13 protein-coding genes, 1 tRNA gene and 1 pseudogene are annotated in these 14,729 nt (G+C 71.8%); 6 read left to right on the forward strand and 9 right to left on the reverse strand.

Annotated features, from left to right (window positions below; genetic code table 11):
* Positions 1-608: 608 nt before the first annotated feature.
* The 4 genes from AC07C1_RS26200 to AC07C1_RS26215 form a co-directional block, all read right to left on the reverse strand.
* Positions 609-1,442 (reverse strand): class II glutamine amidotransferase, encoded by an 834-nt coding sequence (locus AC07C1_RS26200; RefSeq protein WP_478942768.1) that lies wholly within the window; start codon positions 1,440-1,442, stop codon positions 609-611.
* A 411-nt stretch (positions 1,443-1,853) separates the two neighbouring features.
* Positions 1,854-3,929 (reverse strand): elongation factor G, encoded by a 2,076-nt coding sequence (fusA, locus tag AC07C1_RS26205; protein ID WP_478942770.1) that lies wholly within the window; start codon positions 3,927-3,929, stop codon positions 1,854-1,856.
* Between the two features lie 483 nt (positions 3,930-4,412).
* Complete coding sequence (locus AC07C1_RS26210) at positions 4,413-5,435, reverse strand: nucleotidyl transferase AbiEii/AbiGii toxin family protein (protein WP_478942772.1); 1,023 nt, start codon at positions 5,433-5,435, stop codon at positions 4,413-4,415.
* A gap of 142 nt (positions 5,436-5,577) precedes the next feature.
* Positions 5,578-5,763, reverse strand: coding sequence for a hypothetical protein (locus AC07C1_RS26215; protein WP_478942774.1), 186 nt, complete (start codon positions 5,761-5,763; stop codon positions 5,578-5,580).
* On the opposite strand from AC07C1_RS26215, the gene AC07C1_RS26220 reads away from it, so the two are divergent.
* Both AC07C1_RS26220 and AC07C1_RS26225 read left to right on the forward strand, forming a co-directional pair.
* The gene (locus AC07C1_RS26220; RefSeq protein WP_478942776.1) at positions 5,750-6,178 is read left to right on the forward strand and encodes a VOC family protein; all 429 of its coding nucleotides are present in this window, start codon (positions 5,750-5,752) and stop codon (positions 6,176-6,178) included. The genes AC07C1_RS26215 and AC07C1_RS26220 overlap by 14 nt on opposite strands.
* 79 nt (positions 6,179-6,257) lie before the next feature.
* Positions 6,258-6,476 carry a hypothetical protein gene (locus AC07C1_RS26225; RefSeq protein WP_478942778.1) on the forward strand — a complete coding sequence of 73 codons (219 nt, stop codon included), beginning with the start codon at positions 6,258-6,260 and terminating at the stop codon, positions 6,474-6,476.
* A gap of 36 nt (positions 6,477-6,512) precedes the next feature.
* Here AC07C1_RS26225 and AC07C1_RS26230 read toward each other — a convergent pair.
* From AC07C1_RS26230 to AC07C1_RS26240, 3 genes are all read right to left on the reverse strand, one after another.
* Positions 6,513-6,600: transfer RNA gene (locus AC07C1_RS26230), tRNA-Leu, on the reverse strand.
* 222 nt (positions 6,601-6,822) lie between these two features.
* A complete protein-coding gene (locus tag AC07C1_RS26235) occupies positions 6,823-7,530 on the reverse strand; it encodes a GntR family transcriptional regulator (RefSeq protein WP_478942779.1) in 708 nt (235 codons plus the stop codon).
* 170 nt (positions 7,531-7,700) lie between these two features.
* Entirely contained in the window at positions 7,701-8,648 is a 948-nt protein-coding gene (locus tag AC07C1_RS26240; RefSeq protein WP_478942781.1) for a beta-ketoacyl-ACP synthase III, read from the reverse strand.
* Positions 8,649-8,924: 276 nt separating this feature from the next.
* Between AC07C1_RS26240 and AC07C1_RS26245 the strand changes: the two are divergent.
* Positions 8,925-9,122, forward strand: a pseudogene (locus AC07C1_RS26245) (2Fe-2S iron-sulfur cluster-binding protein); the annotation flags it as partial.
* A gap of 7 nt (positions 9,123-9,129) precedes the next feature.
* A complete protein-coding gene (gene fdhD, locus AC07C1_RS26250) occupies positions 9,130-9,978 on the forward strand; it encodes a formate dehydrogenase accessory sulfurtransferase FdhD (protein ID WP_478942783.1) in 849 nt (282 codons plus the stop codon).
* Between the two features lie 247 nt (positions 9,979-10,225).
* On the opposite strand, the gene AC07C1_RS26255 is transcribed toward fdhD, so the two are convergent.
* Positions 10,226-10,663, reverse strand: a complete 438-nt coding sequence (locus AC07C1_RS26255) for a MarR family winged helix-turn-helix transcriptional regulator (RefSeq protein WP_478942785.1) — start codon at positions 10,661-10,663, stop codon at positions 10,226-10,228.
* Positions 10,664-10,785: 122 nt separating this feature from the next.
* Between AC07C1_RS26255 and AC07C1_RS26260 the strand changes: the two genes are divergently transcribed.
* The gene (locus tag AC07C1_RS26260) at positions 10,786-11,703 is read left to right on the forward strand and encodes a quinone oxidoreductase family protein (RefSeq protein ID WP_478942787.1); all 918 of its coding nucleotides are present in this window, start codon (positions 10,786-10,788) and stop codon (positions 11,701-11,703) included.
* A gap of 115 nt (positions 11,704-11,818) precedes the next feature.
* The gene (locus AC07C1_RS26265; RefSeq protein ID WP_478942789.1) at positions 11,819-13,714 is read left to right on the forward strand and encodes an exo-alpha-sialidase; all 1,896 of its coding nucleotides are present in this window, start codon (positions 11,819-11,821) and stop codon (positions 13,712-13,714) included.
* Here the strand turns inward: AC07C1_RS26265 and AC07C1_RS26270 are convergent.
* Positions 13,664-14,707, reverse strand: a complete 1,044-nt coding sequence (locus AC07C1_RS26270) for a bile acid:sodium symporter family protein (RefSeq protein WP_478942791.1) — start codon at positions 14,705-14,707, stop codon at positions 13,664-13,666. The genes AC07C1_RS26265 and AC07C1_RS26270 overlap by 51 nt on opposite strands.
* Positions 14,708-14,729 lie beyond the last annotated feature (22 nt).

The raw sequence follows: 14,729 nt of genomic DNA on the forward strand, positions 1-14,729 counted from the left end.
GCCCGGCCGAGCGGGCCCAGTGGCCGGGGCTCAGGTCGGGCCGGTCGGGTCGGGTCGGGATCGGAATCACGGCCCGGGTCGGGGTCGGTCGCCCGGCTCCGCCCGGCCCAGTGACCAGGGCTCGGAGCCAGGGCTGAGATCGGGGTTGGCCCGGCCGAGCGGGCCCAGTGGCCGGGGCTCAGGTCGGGCCGGTCGGGTCGGGTCGGGATCGGAATCACGGCCCGGGTCGGGGTCGGTCGCCCGGATCGACCCGGAGCCCGCCACCAGGGCTCCAGGCCGGAGTCGGCATCGGGATTGGCCTGGCCGAGCGGGCCCGTCGGGGCGTCGGACCGGAATCGGGTCGGGACAGGACGGGCCGGGATCGATATCACGGTCCGGGTCGAGGTCGGTCATCCGGCTCGGCCCGGCCCAGCGACCAGGGCTCGGCGCCAGAGTTGGCATCGGGATCGGCCCGGCCGAGCCGGCCCGGTGGCCGGGGCTCAGGGACGAGTCGAGGCCGGAATCGGGGTCGGGGTCGGTCCGTCCCGTTGCGGTGGGCTCGGTGGCGTACCGGGGCCATCGGGGAACGTTTGGCCTCCCCCGTGCGCCGTTCTCACGTCCCGGGGCCGTCAGGGGGGCTCCGGGTGGAAGTCCCCCAGGAAATCTCCGCCCGGCTCGACGACGCCGTAGGTGTTCGCCGGTACCTCGTGCCACGCGCCGGGCAGATCGCCCAGGGGTTCCGAGACCACCAGGCGGGTGTCGTCCGAGATGTCCTTGAGGAACGCGGCGTCCGGATGCAGCGCCCGCAGGGTTTCCACTCTGCTGCTGTAGTACAGGGACCTTGGCGTGCCCTCGCTGGCGTACCTGAAGGCCAGGACGCGTTCCCCGTCCGCCACGGCGATCGTCATCTGCAGAGGGGCGGGCACCCCGTGCTCCCTCCCGGTCCGCTCGACGAGCCCGGCCATACGGGCGACCGCACGCGGCGGATCGTCGTTCAGCCCGAAGGTCAGGGCCAGGTAGAACATCACCTCGGAGTCCGTGGTGCCCTCGATCGACGCGAAGCGCCGCGGGTCGACGGCGAGGAGCAGATCCCGGCGGAGTTCACTGAAGCCGGCGATCGAGCCGTTGTGCATCCACATCCAACGGTCATACCGGAACGGATGGCAGTTGGTCTGCTGCACCGCCGTACCGGTGGAGGCCCGGACGTGCGCGAAGAACAGCGGGGAACGGACGTGCCCGGCGATCTCCTGGAGATTGCGGTTGCTCCAGGCCGGACCGACATCGTGGAACACGGCCGGGGTTCGGGCGTACTCCGCGTACCAGCCGATGCCGAAGCCGTCGCCGTTGGTCGTCTCGACGCCCATCCGCGCATGCAGGCTCTGGTCGATCAGCGAGTGCTTCGGACGGTAGAGGACCTCCTCCAGGACCACCGGAGTTCCCGAGTAGGCGAGCCAGCGGCACACGGCTCACACCCCCGTCCGCATCGGCGCGCGAGCGCTTGCGCACCGCGGGGTGCGAGCCGTGGCGCACCCGGGGCGTGCCGGATCGCGGCGTCGGCCGGTCGTTCCGTGTCCGTTCCCGACAGGGCCGGTGTCCTCGGTCATCTCCGCCTCACGCCTTCCCCTGAGCGCGCCAGTGGTTGTCTCCTCACCTCATCCGTTCACCGAGGAGAGCACATCGCCCGGCACGGGTGATTTCCCGTCCGGTCCCGGGGCTCGGGACGTGAGCCCCGGAACCGGACGGCAGCCGGGATCAGCCGAAGGTCCCCTGCCGGAGCAAAACGATCACCGAGTGCCGGTGGTGCCGGCGGTGCCTCGCGGTGCCGGTGACCTGCGGCAGGCGTCCCCGCTGACGTCACCGGCACCGAGCTGCGGCTACCGGCCCGGTACCGGTCCGGACGCCGTGGCCGGTGTCGGTGCCGGTCCGTAGCCCACGGGACGGGTCGTGAAGGTGCCCCGGCCCCGCGTGCGGCTGCGCAGCCGGGTCGCGTAACCGAACAGTTCCGCCAGCGGCACGGTCGCGGTCACTGCGGCCGCCGCACCGCAGGACTCGGAGCCGCCGACGCGCCCACGCCGGGCGGCCAGGTCCCCGAGGACCCCACCGACCGCGTCCTCCGGCACGGTGACCGTGACTTCGGCGACCGGTTCCAGCAAGGCCGTCGCGCAGAGGCGCAGGGCCTCGCGGAGGCCCAGCCGGCCGGCGGTGCGGAAGGCCGTGTCGGAGGAGTCCTTCACATGGGTGGAGCCGTCGGTGAGTGTGACCCGCAGGCCGGTCACCGGGTGCCCGCGGAGCGGACCCTCGGCGAGGGCGTCGCGGCACCCGGCCTCGACCGCGCGCACGTACTCCTGCGGCACCCGCCCGCCGACCACGGCGGACCGGAACTCGAAGCCGGTGACGCCCACTTCGGGGCCGAGCGGTTCCACATCGAGCACGACGTGGGCGAACTGCCCGGCCCCGCCGTCCTGTTTGACGTGCCGGAAGACGAACCCGCTCACCGTGCCGACGACGGTCTCGCGGTAGGCGACCCTGGGGCGGCCCACGGTGACCTCCGGTCCCCCGTCACGCCGGATCTTCTCCACCGCGACCTCCAGATGGAGTTCGCCCATCCCGGACAGCAGGGTCTGCCCGGTCTCGGCGTCGGTGCGCACGACCAGCGAGGGGTCCTCCTCCGCGAGCCGCGCCAGCGCCATCGCGAGCCGGCCGGTGTCCGTACCGCGCCGCGCCTCGACCGCCACGGACACCACGGGCTCGGCGACCACCGGCGGTTCCAGGAGCAGCGGGGCGGCGGGGTCGCACAAGGTAGACCCGGCCCGGGCCGACTTCACGCCCGCGAGCGCGACGATGTCACCGGCGACCGCCCGGTCGAGCTGGGCGTGCCGGTCCGCCATGACGCGCAGGATCCGCGCCACACGCTCGGTGCGCCCGGTGCCCGGGTCCCACACGGTGTCCCCTTTCTCGATCGTGCCCGAGTAGACACGCACATAGGTCAGTCGTCCGGTGGCGCTCGCGTTCACCTTGAACACGAGCCCGGCGAACGGCGCTTCGGGATCGGCGGCCCGCGGCTGCTCGGCGCCCTCGTGGACACCGCGCACGGCGGGCACGTCGAGTGGCGACGGCAGGTAGGCCACCGCCGCGTCCAGCAGCGGTTCGATGCCGCGGTTGCGGTAGGCGGAGCCGCACAGGACGACCACGCCGTCTCCGCTGCGGGTGAGGTCGCGCAGGGTGGCGGCGAGGGTGGCGGCGGAGAGCGTCTCCCGGTCGCAGAACTCCTCCAGGGCCGCCGGGTGCAGTTCGGCCACCGCTTCCTCCAGTGCCCTGCGCCGCCGTACCGCCTCCTCCCGCAGCTCCTCCGGCACCGGCCCGTCCACGGCCGTACCGTCACCGTCCGCCCACACCAGGGAGCGCATCCGCACCAGGTCGACCACTCCCCTGAAGGCGTCCTCGGCTCCGATCGGCAGCTGGACGACGAGCGGGGCCGGGTGCAGCCGTTCCCGGATCGAGTCGACGGCCCGGTCGAGGTCGGCGCCCGCGCGGTCCAGCTTGTTGACGAACGCGATCCTCGGTACACCGTGCCGGTCGGCCTGCCGCCACACCGACTCGCTCTGCGGCTCGACCCCGGCGACGGCGTCGAACACGGCGATCGCCCCGTCGAGGACGCGCAGCGAACGCTCGACCTCGTCGGCGAAGTCGACGTGGCCGGGGGTGTCGATGAGGTTGACGCGGTGACCGTCCCAGACGCAGCTCACCGCGGCGGCGAAGATCGTGATGCCGCGGTCGCGTTCCTGGGGGTCGAAGTCGGTGACGGTGGTGCCGTCGTGCACCTCGCCCCGCTTGTGGGTGGTGCCCGTCGCATACAGGATCCGCTCGGTGACGGTGGTCTTGCCGGCGTCGACGTGGGCGAGGATGCCGAGGTTGCGGACGGTGGTGAGGGTGGTGAGGTCGGTGCGCACGGCCCGGTGCCTTTCGGGAAGGGGTCTGGAAGAGGGCAGCGCGATGTCCCGTACGCCGGGTGGACAGGGTGCGGCGGTGGCCGGGCGGGTGCCGGGCGGACTGCCGGGGTGTCAGCGGGGCGTCGCGGGCATCCGGTGCCGGCCGCGCAGCGGGCACCGGACGGACGAGGACACGAGGATCACCTCGGTCCGCGAAGGGGGAACGACGACGGCGGTACGGTCACGCACGGCCCGGCTCCCCTCGATCCTCACAGCTCATGAAGCGCGCCACCGTGGTGTCGGTGCGGCGCGCGATGCATGAGCGAGTGTAGGAAAAGGATCAGGCGACGAGTACCGATTTTCTTCCCGGGCTTTCGCGTACAACGGCCGCGCCCCGACGGCCGGTTCCGACCACTGGTTCCGACGAACGGTTCCAACGGCGGACCGCTACCCGGCGACCATCCGGCGACCGGACCGGCGACCGGCGCTACCGACGAGCCACCGCTAGCCGACAACCGACTCCAGTACCCGGGAGAGTCGGCGAACCCACTCCCGCGCCGTCCCCCGCACCCAGGGATGCCTCTCCTGAAAGCCGGCCCAGTCCACGTCCCGGTGAAGCGGCACGGTCGGGCGGAGGGCGTCCGCCTCCACGGGTGCCGTGTCACGGAACACGGAGCGCAGCAGGCGGGGCGGCAGCGACGTGCCCTCCGCCTCGGCGAGGAGCACGGCGTCGTACAGGTCCTTGCCCTGTGCCCGGCCGCCGTCCCGGCTGTCGGTGTGCAGCCACAGCAGCTTCCACGCCAGGGACAGGTCCCGGCTCGCGGTCCGTACCGCCGTGGGACTTCCGCCGTCACCCCGCGGAATCAGCGTCCACACCGGCGGCTCGGGGAGCCGTTCGTCCCGGGCGAAGTCCAGCCGTACCTCGCCGGGCGGCAGGCCTTCCGCGTGCCAGGGGATGAGCAGCCGTACTCCTGGTGTGGCGTAATACGCGTACGTCCACGTGCCGTCCACGCGCGCGTTCTGTGCGTCGAGGAACACGCCGGGGGCGGCCTGCGGGTGGGCGGCGACTCGTTCGAGCAGGTCCAGGTACGGGACGCTGGTCTCCACGACATCCGTTTCGTACAGCCAGGACAGTCCTTCGGGCGGCAGGACCGGTCGCCGGCCGCCGGTGTCGAACTCCTCGTACGTCCACATCTCGTACCGCGCGGCACCGTCGGCGGCCTCGGGCCACTGCTGCACGGTGTCGAGCCGGTCGAGGTGGGGATACGGGTCCAGCGGATCGACCCCGACAGCGTCCTCCAGGACCACCCAGTCGAGGTCGGCGGGCTCGCGCGCCGCGTCTCCCACCCACGCGGGCATGACCATGCTGCCGCGCAGCACCAGACTCCCGCTCCATGGAGCGTCCGCGACGAGGGCCAGCACATGGTCCAGAGCCGCCCGCCGGACCACCGCCGGACTCGCGGTGTGCGTCCCGGTCTCGGCGCGGACAGGTTCATCGGGCCCACCGTCGCCCCGCTGTGCGTTCACGGCGCAGACCGTAGCGTTCACCACTGACATCGGCGGGGCGGAGCGGACGCAGCGCGAACACGGAAGAACCCCATGGCCGCAGCCATGGGGTTCCCACTGGTGTCCGAGGAGGGACTTCTGGCCGCTGTTGGTCATGCGTTGGTCACGTGTCCAACCGGTCCAGCTCAGGGCAGCTCGAGGTCATGCCCCCTGTGGTGGTGTAGCTGTCGGTGGGCCGCCCATTCAGGAAGAGGACTGGCGAAAGGCGCTCGCCCTGCGCGGCGATGGCACCCTCGGGGGTTTCGCTGAAGAGCACGCGCCAATACGGTGGCCCGGTGATGTCGATCAAGAAGTTCCAAGTCACCTTCGACTGCGCAGAACCTGAGCGCCTCGCCCGTTTCTGGTGCGAGGTGTTGGGGTATGTGATACCGCCGCCACCCGAAGGGTTTGCCACGTGGGACGATTTCAAGCGCTCGCAGCCACCTGAGGAGCAGGACGCATGGTTTGCCTGCATTGACCCCTCAGGCGTGGGTCCGCGACTGTACTTCCAGCGCGTCCCCGAAGGGAAGGCCGCCAAGAACCGGCTGCATCTTGACGTGCGGGTCGGCACCGGACTCGTGGGTGAAGAGCGCCTCGCCGCACTGGAGGCCGAGTGCGCACGGCTGCTCCCGCTCGGGGCGGTACACGTGCAAACGCTGTACGACGGCAATGATTCGTGCATCCCGATGCTGGACATCGAGGGCAACGAGTTCTGCATCGACTGAGGGGCCGCGAACGTCCCCTCCTTCGGTCATGTCCCGCAGACACCATCCAGCTTGACACCGACATCCTTCGGGGAGGGGGTTGCTGAAGTGGCAGCAGGAGCGGCAGGACGCTGGGCGTGCACGCCTCGGCTCCACCTGGGTCGATCATGACCTTGGGTTCGCCCGGGACGGGTTCAAGCTCTACCGGGGCGAGGCCGGAGGCCCCCAGGACTCGGAGAAGGTGTCCGCCCGCCGGCGGACCCTGCGGACGCGGCTGAAGCTGCCCGAGGAGTTCCGTATCCGCGACCGGAGGCACTGAGAAACAGAAAAACCCCAGATCAACTGGGGTCTCTGCTGGTGTCCGAGGGGGGACTTGAACCCCCACGCCCGATAAAGGGCACTAGCACCTCAAGCTAGCGCGTCTGCCATTCCGCCACCCGGACCAGGTGTCTGTCGCCCGGCCGGGGTCTCCCCCGCGGCGACGAGACAACAATACCAAGGTTTCGGAGAGCGTTTCACCTGCGTATCCGTCCCCCGGGCAGGGGCCCGGACGCTCCGGGTCACTGGATCGCCGACTGTATACAGTCGGCGAGATCATGCGTACGGTAGGTAAGAATCATGGGTGAACCGGGGCCGCGAACCGGCCGGCGCCCGCGGGCGTCGCGTCAGCCCGCGTTGCGCTCGCGGTACGACCGCCGGGTGTGCTCGGTGTGCTCGCGCATCAGGTGGCTGGCGCGCTGCTCGTCACGGGCGGCGATCGCGGTGATCAGTTCACGGTGCTCGATCCACGACTGCCGGCCGCGCTGCCGGGCAACCGGCGTGTAGTACCAGCGGACCCGCCGGTCGACCTGGGCGGCCAGTTCGGCGAGGACCGCGTTACCGGCCAACTCCATCACCTTGGCGTGGAAGGCCGCGTTGAGGGCCACCGCACGGTGCACCTCCGCACGGTCCGCCTCCGCACGGTCCACGTCCTCGGCCGCCACCGCCTTCTCGCCCTCGGCGCACAGCTCCTCGAGGACGGCGATGCCGATGCTGTCCGCGTGCGCGGCGGCCAGCCGGGCCGCCTCCGCCTCCAGCAGCGTGCGGACCGTCAGGAGCTGGTCGGCCTCCTCCGCGGTCGGCTCGTGCACGAAGGCCCCCTGGGCGGGCCGTAGATCGACCCATCCCTCGGTGTTGAGCCGCTGCAGCGCCTCGCGCACCGGCTGTCGGGAGACACCCAGATGTCCGGCGAGTTCGCTCTCGACGAGGTGCTGGCCGGGCTGCAGGGCGCGGGTGGTGATCAGTTCCAGCAGTGCCTCGTAGACGCGGTCGCGCAACGGGCCGGGCCGTTCCAGCTTGGGCAGGGCCCCCTGCGGCAGTCCGGTCGACAGCATCGGGGTCCCCCTCCAGAGCCGGCCGCCGTGTCCAGCGGGCTGAGCGCGTACACGGTGCAAGTGCCCGCGCCCACTGTGAATTGTCTTTTGTCTACAGTCTACGGGGCACAGAAGCCGGGGAAGCGGGATCTGAGCGCGTCACGCCGACCGGGCGTACCCGCGGGACGGCCTCACGGGCACCGGACGACCTGCCCGGCGTACGACAGGTTGCCGCCGAAGCCGAACAACAGGGCCGCGTCCCCGCTGCTCACGGCGCCCCGCTCGATCAGCTTGGAGAGAGCGAGGGGGATGCTGGCCGCGGAGGTGTTGCCCGACTCGGTGACATCGCGTGCGATCACCGCGTTGACCGCGCCGATCTTCCCGGCGAGCGGTTCGATGATGCGCAGATTGGCCTGGTGCAGGACGACCGCGGCGAGGTCGGCGGGGGCGATGCCGGCCTTCTCGCAGGCGCGCCGGGCGATGGGCGGCAGCTGGGTGGTGGCCCAGCGGTAGACGCTCTGCCCCTCCTGGGCGAACCGGGGCGGTGTGCCCTCGATGCGCACCGCGTGGCCCATCTCCGGCACCGATCCCCACAGCACCGGCCCGATCCCGGGTTCCTGCCCCGGCCCGCACGCCTCGACCACGGCGGCCCCGGCCCCGTCGCCGACCAGGACGCAGGTGCTGCGGTCGCTCCAGTCGGTGACCTCGGACATCTTGTCCGCGCCGATGACCAGCGCCCGGGTCGCCGCGCCCGCCCGGACGGCGTGGTCAGCGGTGGCGAGGGCGTGGGTGAAGCCGGCGCAGACGACGTTGACGTCCATCGCGGCGGGCTGCGGGATGCCGAGGCGGGCGGCCACCCGGGCGGCGGTGTTCGGGGAGCGGTCGATCGCGGTCGAGGTGGCGACGAGGACCAAGTCGACGTCGCCCGGCGTGAGACCGGCTGTGGCGAGGGCCTTGGCGGCGGCGTGCGCCGCGAGTTCGTCGACCGGTTCGTCCGGGCCCGCGATGTGCCGGGTCCGGATGCCCACCCGGCTGCGGATCCACTCGTCACTGGTGTCGACCAGGCCGGCCAGGTCGTCGTTGGTGAGCACCTTGGCGGGCTGGTAATGGCCGACGGCGACGATGCGCGAGCCGTTCATGTCGTGGGTTCCCCTCGTTGCCTTGAGTGGCGGATCCACCAGTCTGATCAGTGACTCGCGGGTACGAGGGCAGGTGAAGCCACAGGAAACCCGCGCCCGAGTTGTCGGCTTCACTCAGCCCCTCGGAGCGCTCGTCCCGCACCGTGGCGTCTCCACGGTCGCCGTCTCGCCGGTCACCGCGATTCGGCCGACCCGTTCTCCGGCCCTCCTTCTCCCACCTCCGCGGTACCCCTCGAACCGAACGGAGTGTCCCCGTCAGAGTCGCAGTCCTCGGTGCCGGGTACCTGGGAGGAGTCCCGGCAGATGGAGCCGACTGCGGTGTGCGCGTACACCGGGGTGGACTGCGCCCGCACGCTCCATGTGCAGGACAATGAGATCGTCAAGGTCACCTCCCCGCACGACAACCCGGTGACCCACGGCAACCTCTGCAGCAAGGGCCGTTTCGGCTACCAGCACGTACAGAACCGGGGCTGATCAGGACATGGGACGAGTCACGGAACGACGCAAGGTCCTCCGGATCCGGGACGGGGCGGTCTCCACCCGGCCGGACACGCTCGTCGCCGAGGAACCACTGGAGATCCGGCTGAACGGCAAGCCGCTCGCGATCACCATGCGCACACCGGGCGACGACTTCGCGCTGGCGGCGGGATTCCTGGTGAGCGAAGGCGTGCTGGCCACCGCATCCGATCTGCGGAACATCGTCTACTGCGCGGGGGCGACCGCGGACGGGTCGAACACCTACAACGTGGTCGACGTGCAGACCGCGCCCGGCGTCAGCCTGCCGGAGTTCACCCTGGAGCGGAACGTCTACACCTCCTCCTCCTGCGGGCTGTGCGGCAAGGCCAGCCTGGACGCCGTCCGCACGACCGCCCGCTGGCCGATCGCCGACACTCCGCCGGTCCGGGTCGCCCCCGAGCTGCTGGCGATCCTGCCGGAGCGGCTGCGGGCGGCCCAGCGGGTGTTCGACCGGACCGGTGGACTGCACGCGGCGGCCCTGTTCACCGAGGACGGCGAGTTGCTGGACGTACGGGAGGACGTGGGCCGGCACAACGCGGTCGACAAGCTGGTCGGGCGGGCGCTGCAGAACGGGGACCTGCCGCTGTCCCGGACGATCCTGCTCGTCTCGGGCCGGGCCTCGTTCGAGCTGGCGCAGAAGGCGGTGATGGCCGGCATCCCGGTACTGGCTGCGGTGTCGGCGCCGTCGTCGCTGGCGGTGGACCTGGCGGCGGAGACGGGTCTGACCCTGGTGGGTTTCCTGCGGGGCAGCTCGATGAACGTGTACGCGGGTGAGGACCGGATCACCCTGCGGGAGGCGGCCGCCCAGGGCTGACGCGTCCGTCCGCAGCACAGCGGAAGGACCCCGCCGACGGGCGGCCGCCCAGGGCTGACCATCCCGCCGCAGCACAGCAGCAGGCTGACCATCCCCCGCGGCCCGGCTGCGGGGCCCCGTCGGCGGGGAGCACCCCTGCGCCGCGCGGCCCAGCCCAGCCTGTCGGCTCCTCGCCGGTCACCGGCGTTTCCCCGATCCCGCGGAGGGGGCGAGGGGCGGTCCGCGACGGTAGACGGTAGACGGTACGTCAGCCGTCGGTGCCGGAAATCCGCAGCAACAGGCCCGTGAACTGAGCACGTTCGGCGGCCGACAGCGGGGCGAGCAGCTCGTCGTTGGCGTCGCGGGCCGCCTGTTCGCAGCGGGCCAGCAGGCGGGTGCCCTCGTCGGTGAGGGACACGGCGTTCTTCCGTCGGTCCCGGGGGTCGGGGGCGCGGACCACGAGGCCGGCGGACTGCAGGTCATTCAGGACGCCCACGACGTCCTTGGGGTCCAGGCCCACGCTGCGGCCGAGGTCGGCCTGGGCGACCGGGGCGAGGTCGCGGACGGCGGAGAGGACCACGTGGTGCCACATCTTCAGGCCCTCGACCGCGAGGGCGTCGGCGACCAGGGAGCGGCCCCGTGCGGCGGCCCGGCCCAGGAGCCAGCTGGGGAGGGAACGGATCGCGGGCAAGGGTGCTTCGGACATGGCGCCAGCCTATCCAGAAACCGTTGGACTTCCCAACGAACCTCCTTTACCGTTGGGTCTTCCAACGAAATCGTGGGTAATCCCCACGATCGATTTGCCGGTGTCCCGGCCTGGAGGTTGCCATGCGTCGTGTCCGATACGAGTCCACGGGTGGCCCGCTGTTCCTGGAGGAGGCTCCCGTACCCGCACCCGCCCCCGGCGACGTGCTGGTGCGCGTCGAGGCGGTCGGAGTCACCCTGCCCGTCGTCCGCAAGGTCACCGCGGCCGCCGAGCCGATTCCGCTGGGCGGTGAGATCGCCGGTGAGGTGGTCACGGTCGGCGAGGGTGTGACCCGCTTCCGCGCGGGCGACCGGGTCACCGGGCTCTGCTTCGGCCATGGCTATGCCGACTACGCCCTGCTGCACGAAGCCATGGCCACGCCGATACCGGAGGGGGCCACCGCCGTCGACGCGGTCGCGCTGGTGCGCGGTGGCCTGGTGGCGCTCGGGGCGCTGGACGCGGCGCGGCCCGCGGCGGGCGAGGCGGTGCTCGTCACGGCGGCGGCGAGCGGTGTGGGGCACCTCGCGGTGCAGCTGGCACGGGCGTGGGGGGCGGGCCGGGTGGTCGGCGCCGTCTCTGATCCGGGCAAGGCGGACTTCGTCCGCTCCCTCGGCGCGGACGACTGTGTTCCTTATGGCGACGGCAGCTGGGGGGAGCCCGTCGACTGTGTCCTGGACGCCGTCGGCGGTGATCTGCTCACCCCCGCCCTCGCCGCGCTCGCCCCGCACGGCCGTCTGGTCGCCTACAGCTCGGGCGGCGGCACGATCCAGGCGTACGACCTGCTGGTGGGCGCCAAGTCGGTGATCGGCTTCCAGATGGCCCTCATCGCCCGTGGCCGGCCGGAGCTGTACGAACAGTGGCGGCGGGAACTGTGGCGCATGTTCGCCGAAGGCACCGTGAAGCCCGCCGTGCACGGCGAGTACGCCCTGGAGGACGCGGCGAAGGCGCACGCGGCGATCGAGACACGGGCCAACCTCGGCAAGGTCGTCCTGCGCCCGTAAGTGCCCGCACGCTTCTTGTGGGGCGCCCCGGGCCCAACTACCGTCGTTGAGACGCACGTTGGACATGGGATGTCCGGATGTGCGGATGTCCGGCCGACGAAGGGCAGGTCGCACCGTGCCGTCAGGTCTTCGCGCCCGTCCAGGATCCTTACTCGCCGGCGTCGCCCTCACGGCGACCGCCCTGCTCGTGTCCTTGGCTCCCGCTCCGCCGGCCGAGGCCCGGCAAGCGCACGCAGCGGCCGAGTTCGCGCAGCAGGTCCTGTTCAGGGCCTCCCAGGATCCCGGCTACGCCTGCTTCCGCATCCCGGCGATCGTCCGGAGCGTCGACGGCACGCTGCTGGCGTTCGCCGAGGGACGGGTGCTCAACTGCGGTGACGCGGCCGACATCGACATCGTGCTCAAACGCTCCACCGACGGCGGCCGCACCTGGGGCCCGTTGCGGGTGGTGAACGAGGGCGCCGGCGACACCCACGGCAACCCGGCACCGATCGTGGACCGCGACACCGGCCGGGTCTGGCTCGCGGAGACGTACAACACGGGCCGTACCGACAGTGCTGGCTGCTCGGTCCCCTGCGACCGCAGCCCGCATCTGCAGTACAGCGACGACGACGGCCTGACCTGGTCCGAGCCGCGCGATCTCAGCCCCGAGATCCTGCCCGCCGACTGGAACTCCTGGTACGCGACCGGACCCGTGCACGGCATCCGGCTCACCCGCGGCCGGCACGCGGGGCGGCTGGTCTTCGGGGTCAACACCGAGACCTGGGACGGCGGCCGGGTCACCGCCAACCACGCGGCACTCGTCGTCAGCGACGACCACGGCGGCCACTGGCGGATCGGCGCCACCGACACCTGGCCCGTCGCCGCCGACGGCACCTTCCGGCAGAAGCCGTCCGAACTCGCCCTCGCCGAGCGCGGTGACGGCTCGCTCCTGGTCAGCGGCCGAGAGCAGGACGGCACCGACCTCGGTCACCGCACCCAGGCCGTCAGCCGTGACGGCGGCGGCAGCTTCACCGGCCCGTTCCACGATCTGCCCGATCTGTACGCCCCGCAGGTACAGGGCTCGCTGCTGCGCCTGGGCGACCGTCTGTTGCTGGCCTGCCCCGGCGACCCCGACCGGCGCCGCACGATGATGATCCGGTCCTCCTACGACGGCGGCCGCACCTGGGACGGCGCGGACCGCGGCACGGTCGTCACGACGGACTGGTCCGGCTATTCCGACCTGGTCCGCGTCGACCCTGGCACGGTGGGCCTGCTGTACGAGGGGGGTGCGGTGGACGCGCGCGACGAGATCCGCTTCGCCCGCTTCACCGAGGACTGGCTCACGCCTCGCCGGGGCCCTGATCCGGCCACCGCCGACCTGGCCCCGCACGCCCGCCCGGCGGCGGTGCTCGGCGGCGCCGAGGAGACGGACGGGGTCTTCGGGGGCGCGCTGGAGTTCGACGGCGCCGACGACGCCGTACGCCTGCCGTACCGAGCCGAACTCCCGCTGGGCACCCGGGACTTCACGGCGTCCCTCTGGTTCCGGTACACGGCCACGAGCGGGGAGCAGCCGCTGCTGTCGATGGGCGGGACCGGCACCGGTCAGCCGCAGGTGTGGGTACGCGGCGAACCGGCGAACAACCGGGTGCAGGGCCTGATCACCGTGTGTGACGCGGCGGCGGCTCCGCGGACCGCGTACGTGCGCACGGATACCGCGTACAACGACGGGCGGTGGCATCACGTGGTGCTGCGTCGCGACGGGGGTACGGCCGAGCGTGCGGGAGGCCTGATGTTGTCCGTCGACGGCACGCGGTCTTCCGTCGCCGACCTGCCGGGTTCCGTCAGCCGCAACTCTCCCTTCGGCGTGCACATCGGTCAGCGCATGGACGGCCGCGCCTTCTTCACCGGCGCGATCGACGAGGTGCATGTGTGGGACCGGGCGCTCACCGACGAGGAACTCTCGGACCCGGAGGCGCTGCGGTCAGCGAAGGACACGGTTCTGTGGCTGCCCCTGGACCACGTGCGCGGTTGACTCCCCCGCCGCGTCCGGGGCTTCCTCAGGATCACGGGACCGGCGCTTGGCGATGACCGCGCACACCATCAGCTGCATCTGGTGGAAGAGCATCAGCGGCAGCACGGCCAGGGAGGCGTGGGCGCCGAACAGGACGCTCGCCATGGGCAGTCCCGAGGCGAGGGACTTCTTCGACCCGGCGAACTGGATGGCGATCCGGTCCTCCCGGCCGAAGCCGAGCGCCCTGCCGCCGTACCAGGTCAGCACGAGCATCACGGCCAGCAGCACGGCCTCGACGGCGAGCAGTGCGGCCAGCCGGACGGGGCTGACCTGGTGCCAGATGCCCTGGGTCATGCCTTCGCTGAAGGCGGTGTAGACGACGAGCAGGATCGAGCCGCGGTCGACCAGTCCGAGGACCTTCTTGTGCCGGGCGACGAAGTCGCCGATCCAGCGCCGCAGCAGCTGCCCGGCGAGGAACGGCACCAGCAGTTGGAGCACGATCTTCATCAGCGAGTCGGTGGAGAACCCGGCCCCGCTGTTGCCGAGCAGGGCCGCCGCGAGCAGCGGGGTCAGGATGATGCCGGCGAGGGAGGAGAAGGAGCCGGCGCAGATCGCGGCAGGCACGTTTCCGCGAGCGATCGACGTGAACGCGATGGACGACTGGACCGTGGACGGCACCAGGGTCAGGAACAGCAGCCCCTGGTAGAGGGGCTGGGTCAGCAGTGCCGGGACGGTACCGCGCAGGGCGAGCCCGAACACCGGGAAGATGACGAAAGTGCAGATCAGCACCGTGAGGTGGAGCCGCCAGTGCTTGAGTCCGTCCAGTGCCTCCCGGGTGGACAGGCGGGCGCCGTAGAGGAAGAAGAGGAAGGCGATCGCGGCCGTGGAGGCGCCCGAGGCCACGTCGGCGGCGGTGCCCCGGGCCGGGAGCAGCGCCGCGAGGCCCACCGTCCCGAGCAGCAGCACGATGTACGGGTCGATCGGCATCCAACTCGGCCAGCGCAGGCGTTTCACGATGCTCCGATTGCTGTGCGTG

This window comes from Streptomyces sp. NPDC045022, from assembly GCF_056432605.1.

Excerpts from the sequence above, each read along its gene's own strand:
- AC07C1_RS26235 (WP_478942779.1), bottom strand. The coding sequence starts at position 7,530 with ATGCTGTCGACCGGACTGCCGCAGGGGGCCCTGCCCAAGCTGGAACGG.
- AC07C1_RS26240 (WP_478942781.1), bottom strand. The coding sequence starts at position 8,648 with ATGAACGGCTCGCGCATCGTCGCCGTCGGCCATTACCAGCCCGCCAAG.
- fdhD (WP_478942783.1), top strand. The coding sequence starts at position 9,130 with ATGGGACGAGTCACGGAACGACGCAAGGTCCTCCGGATCCGGGACGGG.
- AC07C1_RS26255 (WP_478942785.1), bottom strand. The coding sequence starts at position 10,663 with ATGTCCGAAGCACCCTTGCCCGCGATCCGTTCCCTCCCCAGCTGGCTC.
- AC07C1_RS26260 (WP_478942787.1), top strand. The coding sequence starts at position 10,786 with ATGCGTCGTGTCCGATACGAGTCCACGGGTGGCCCGCTGTTCCTGGAG.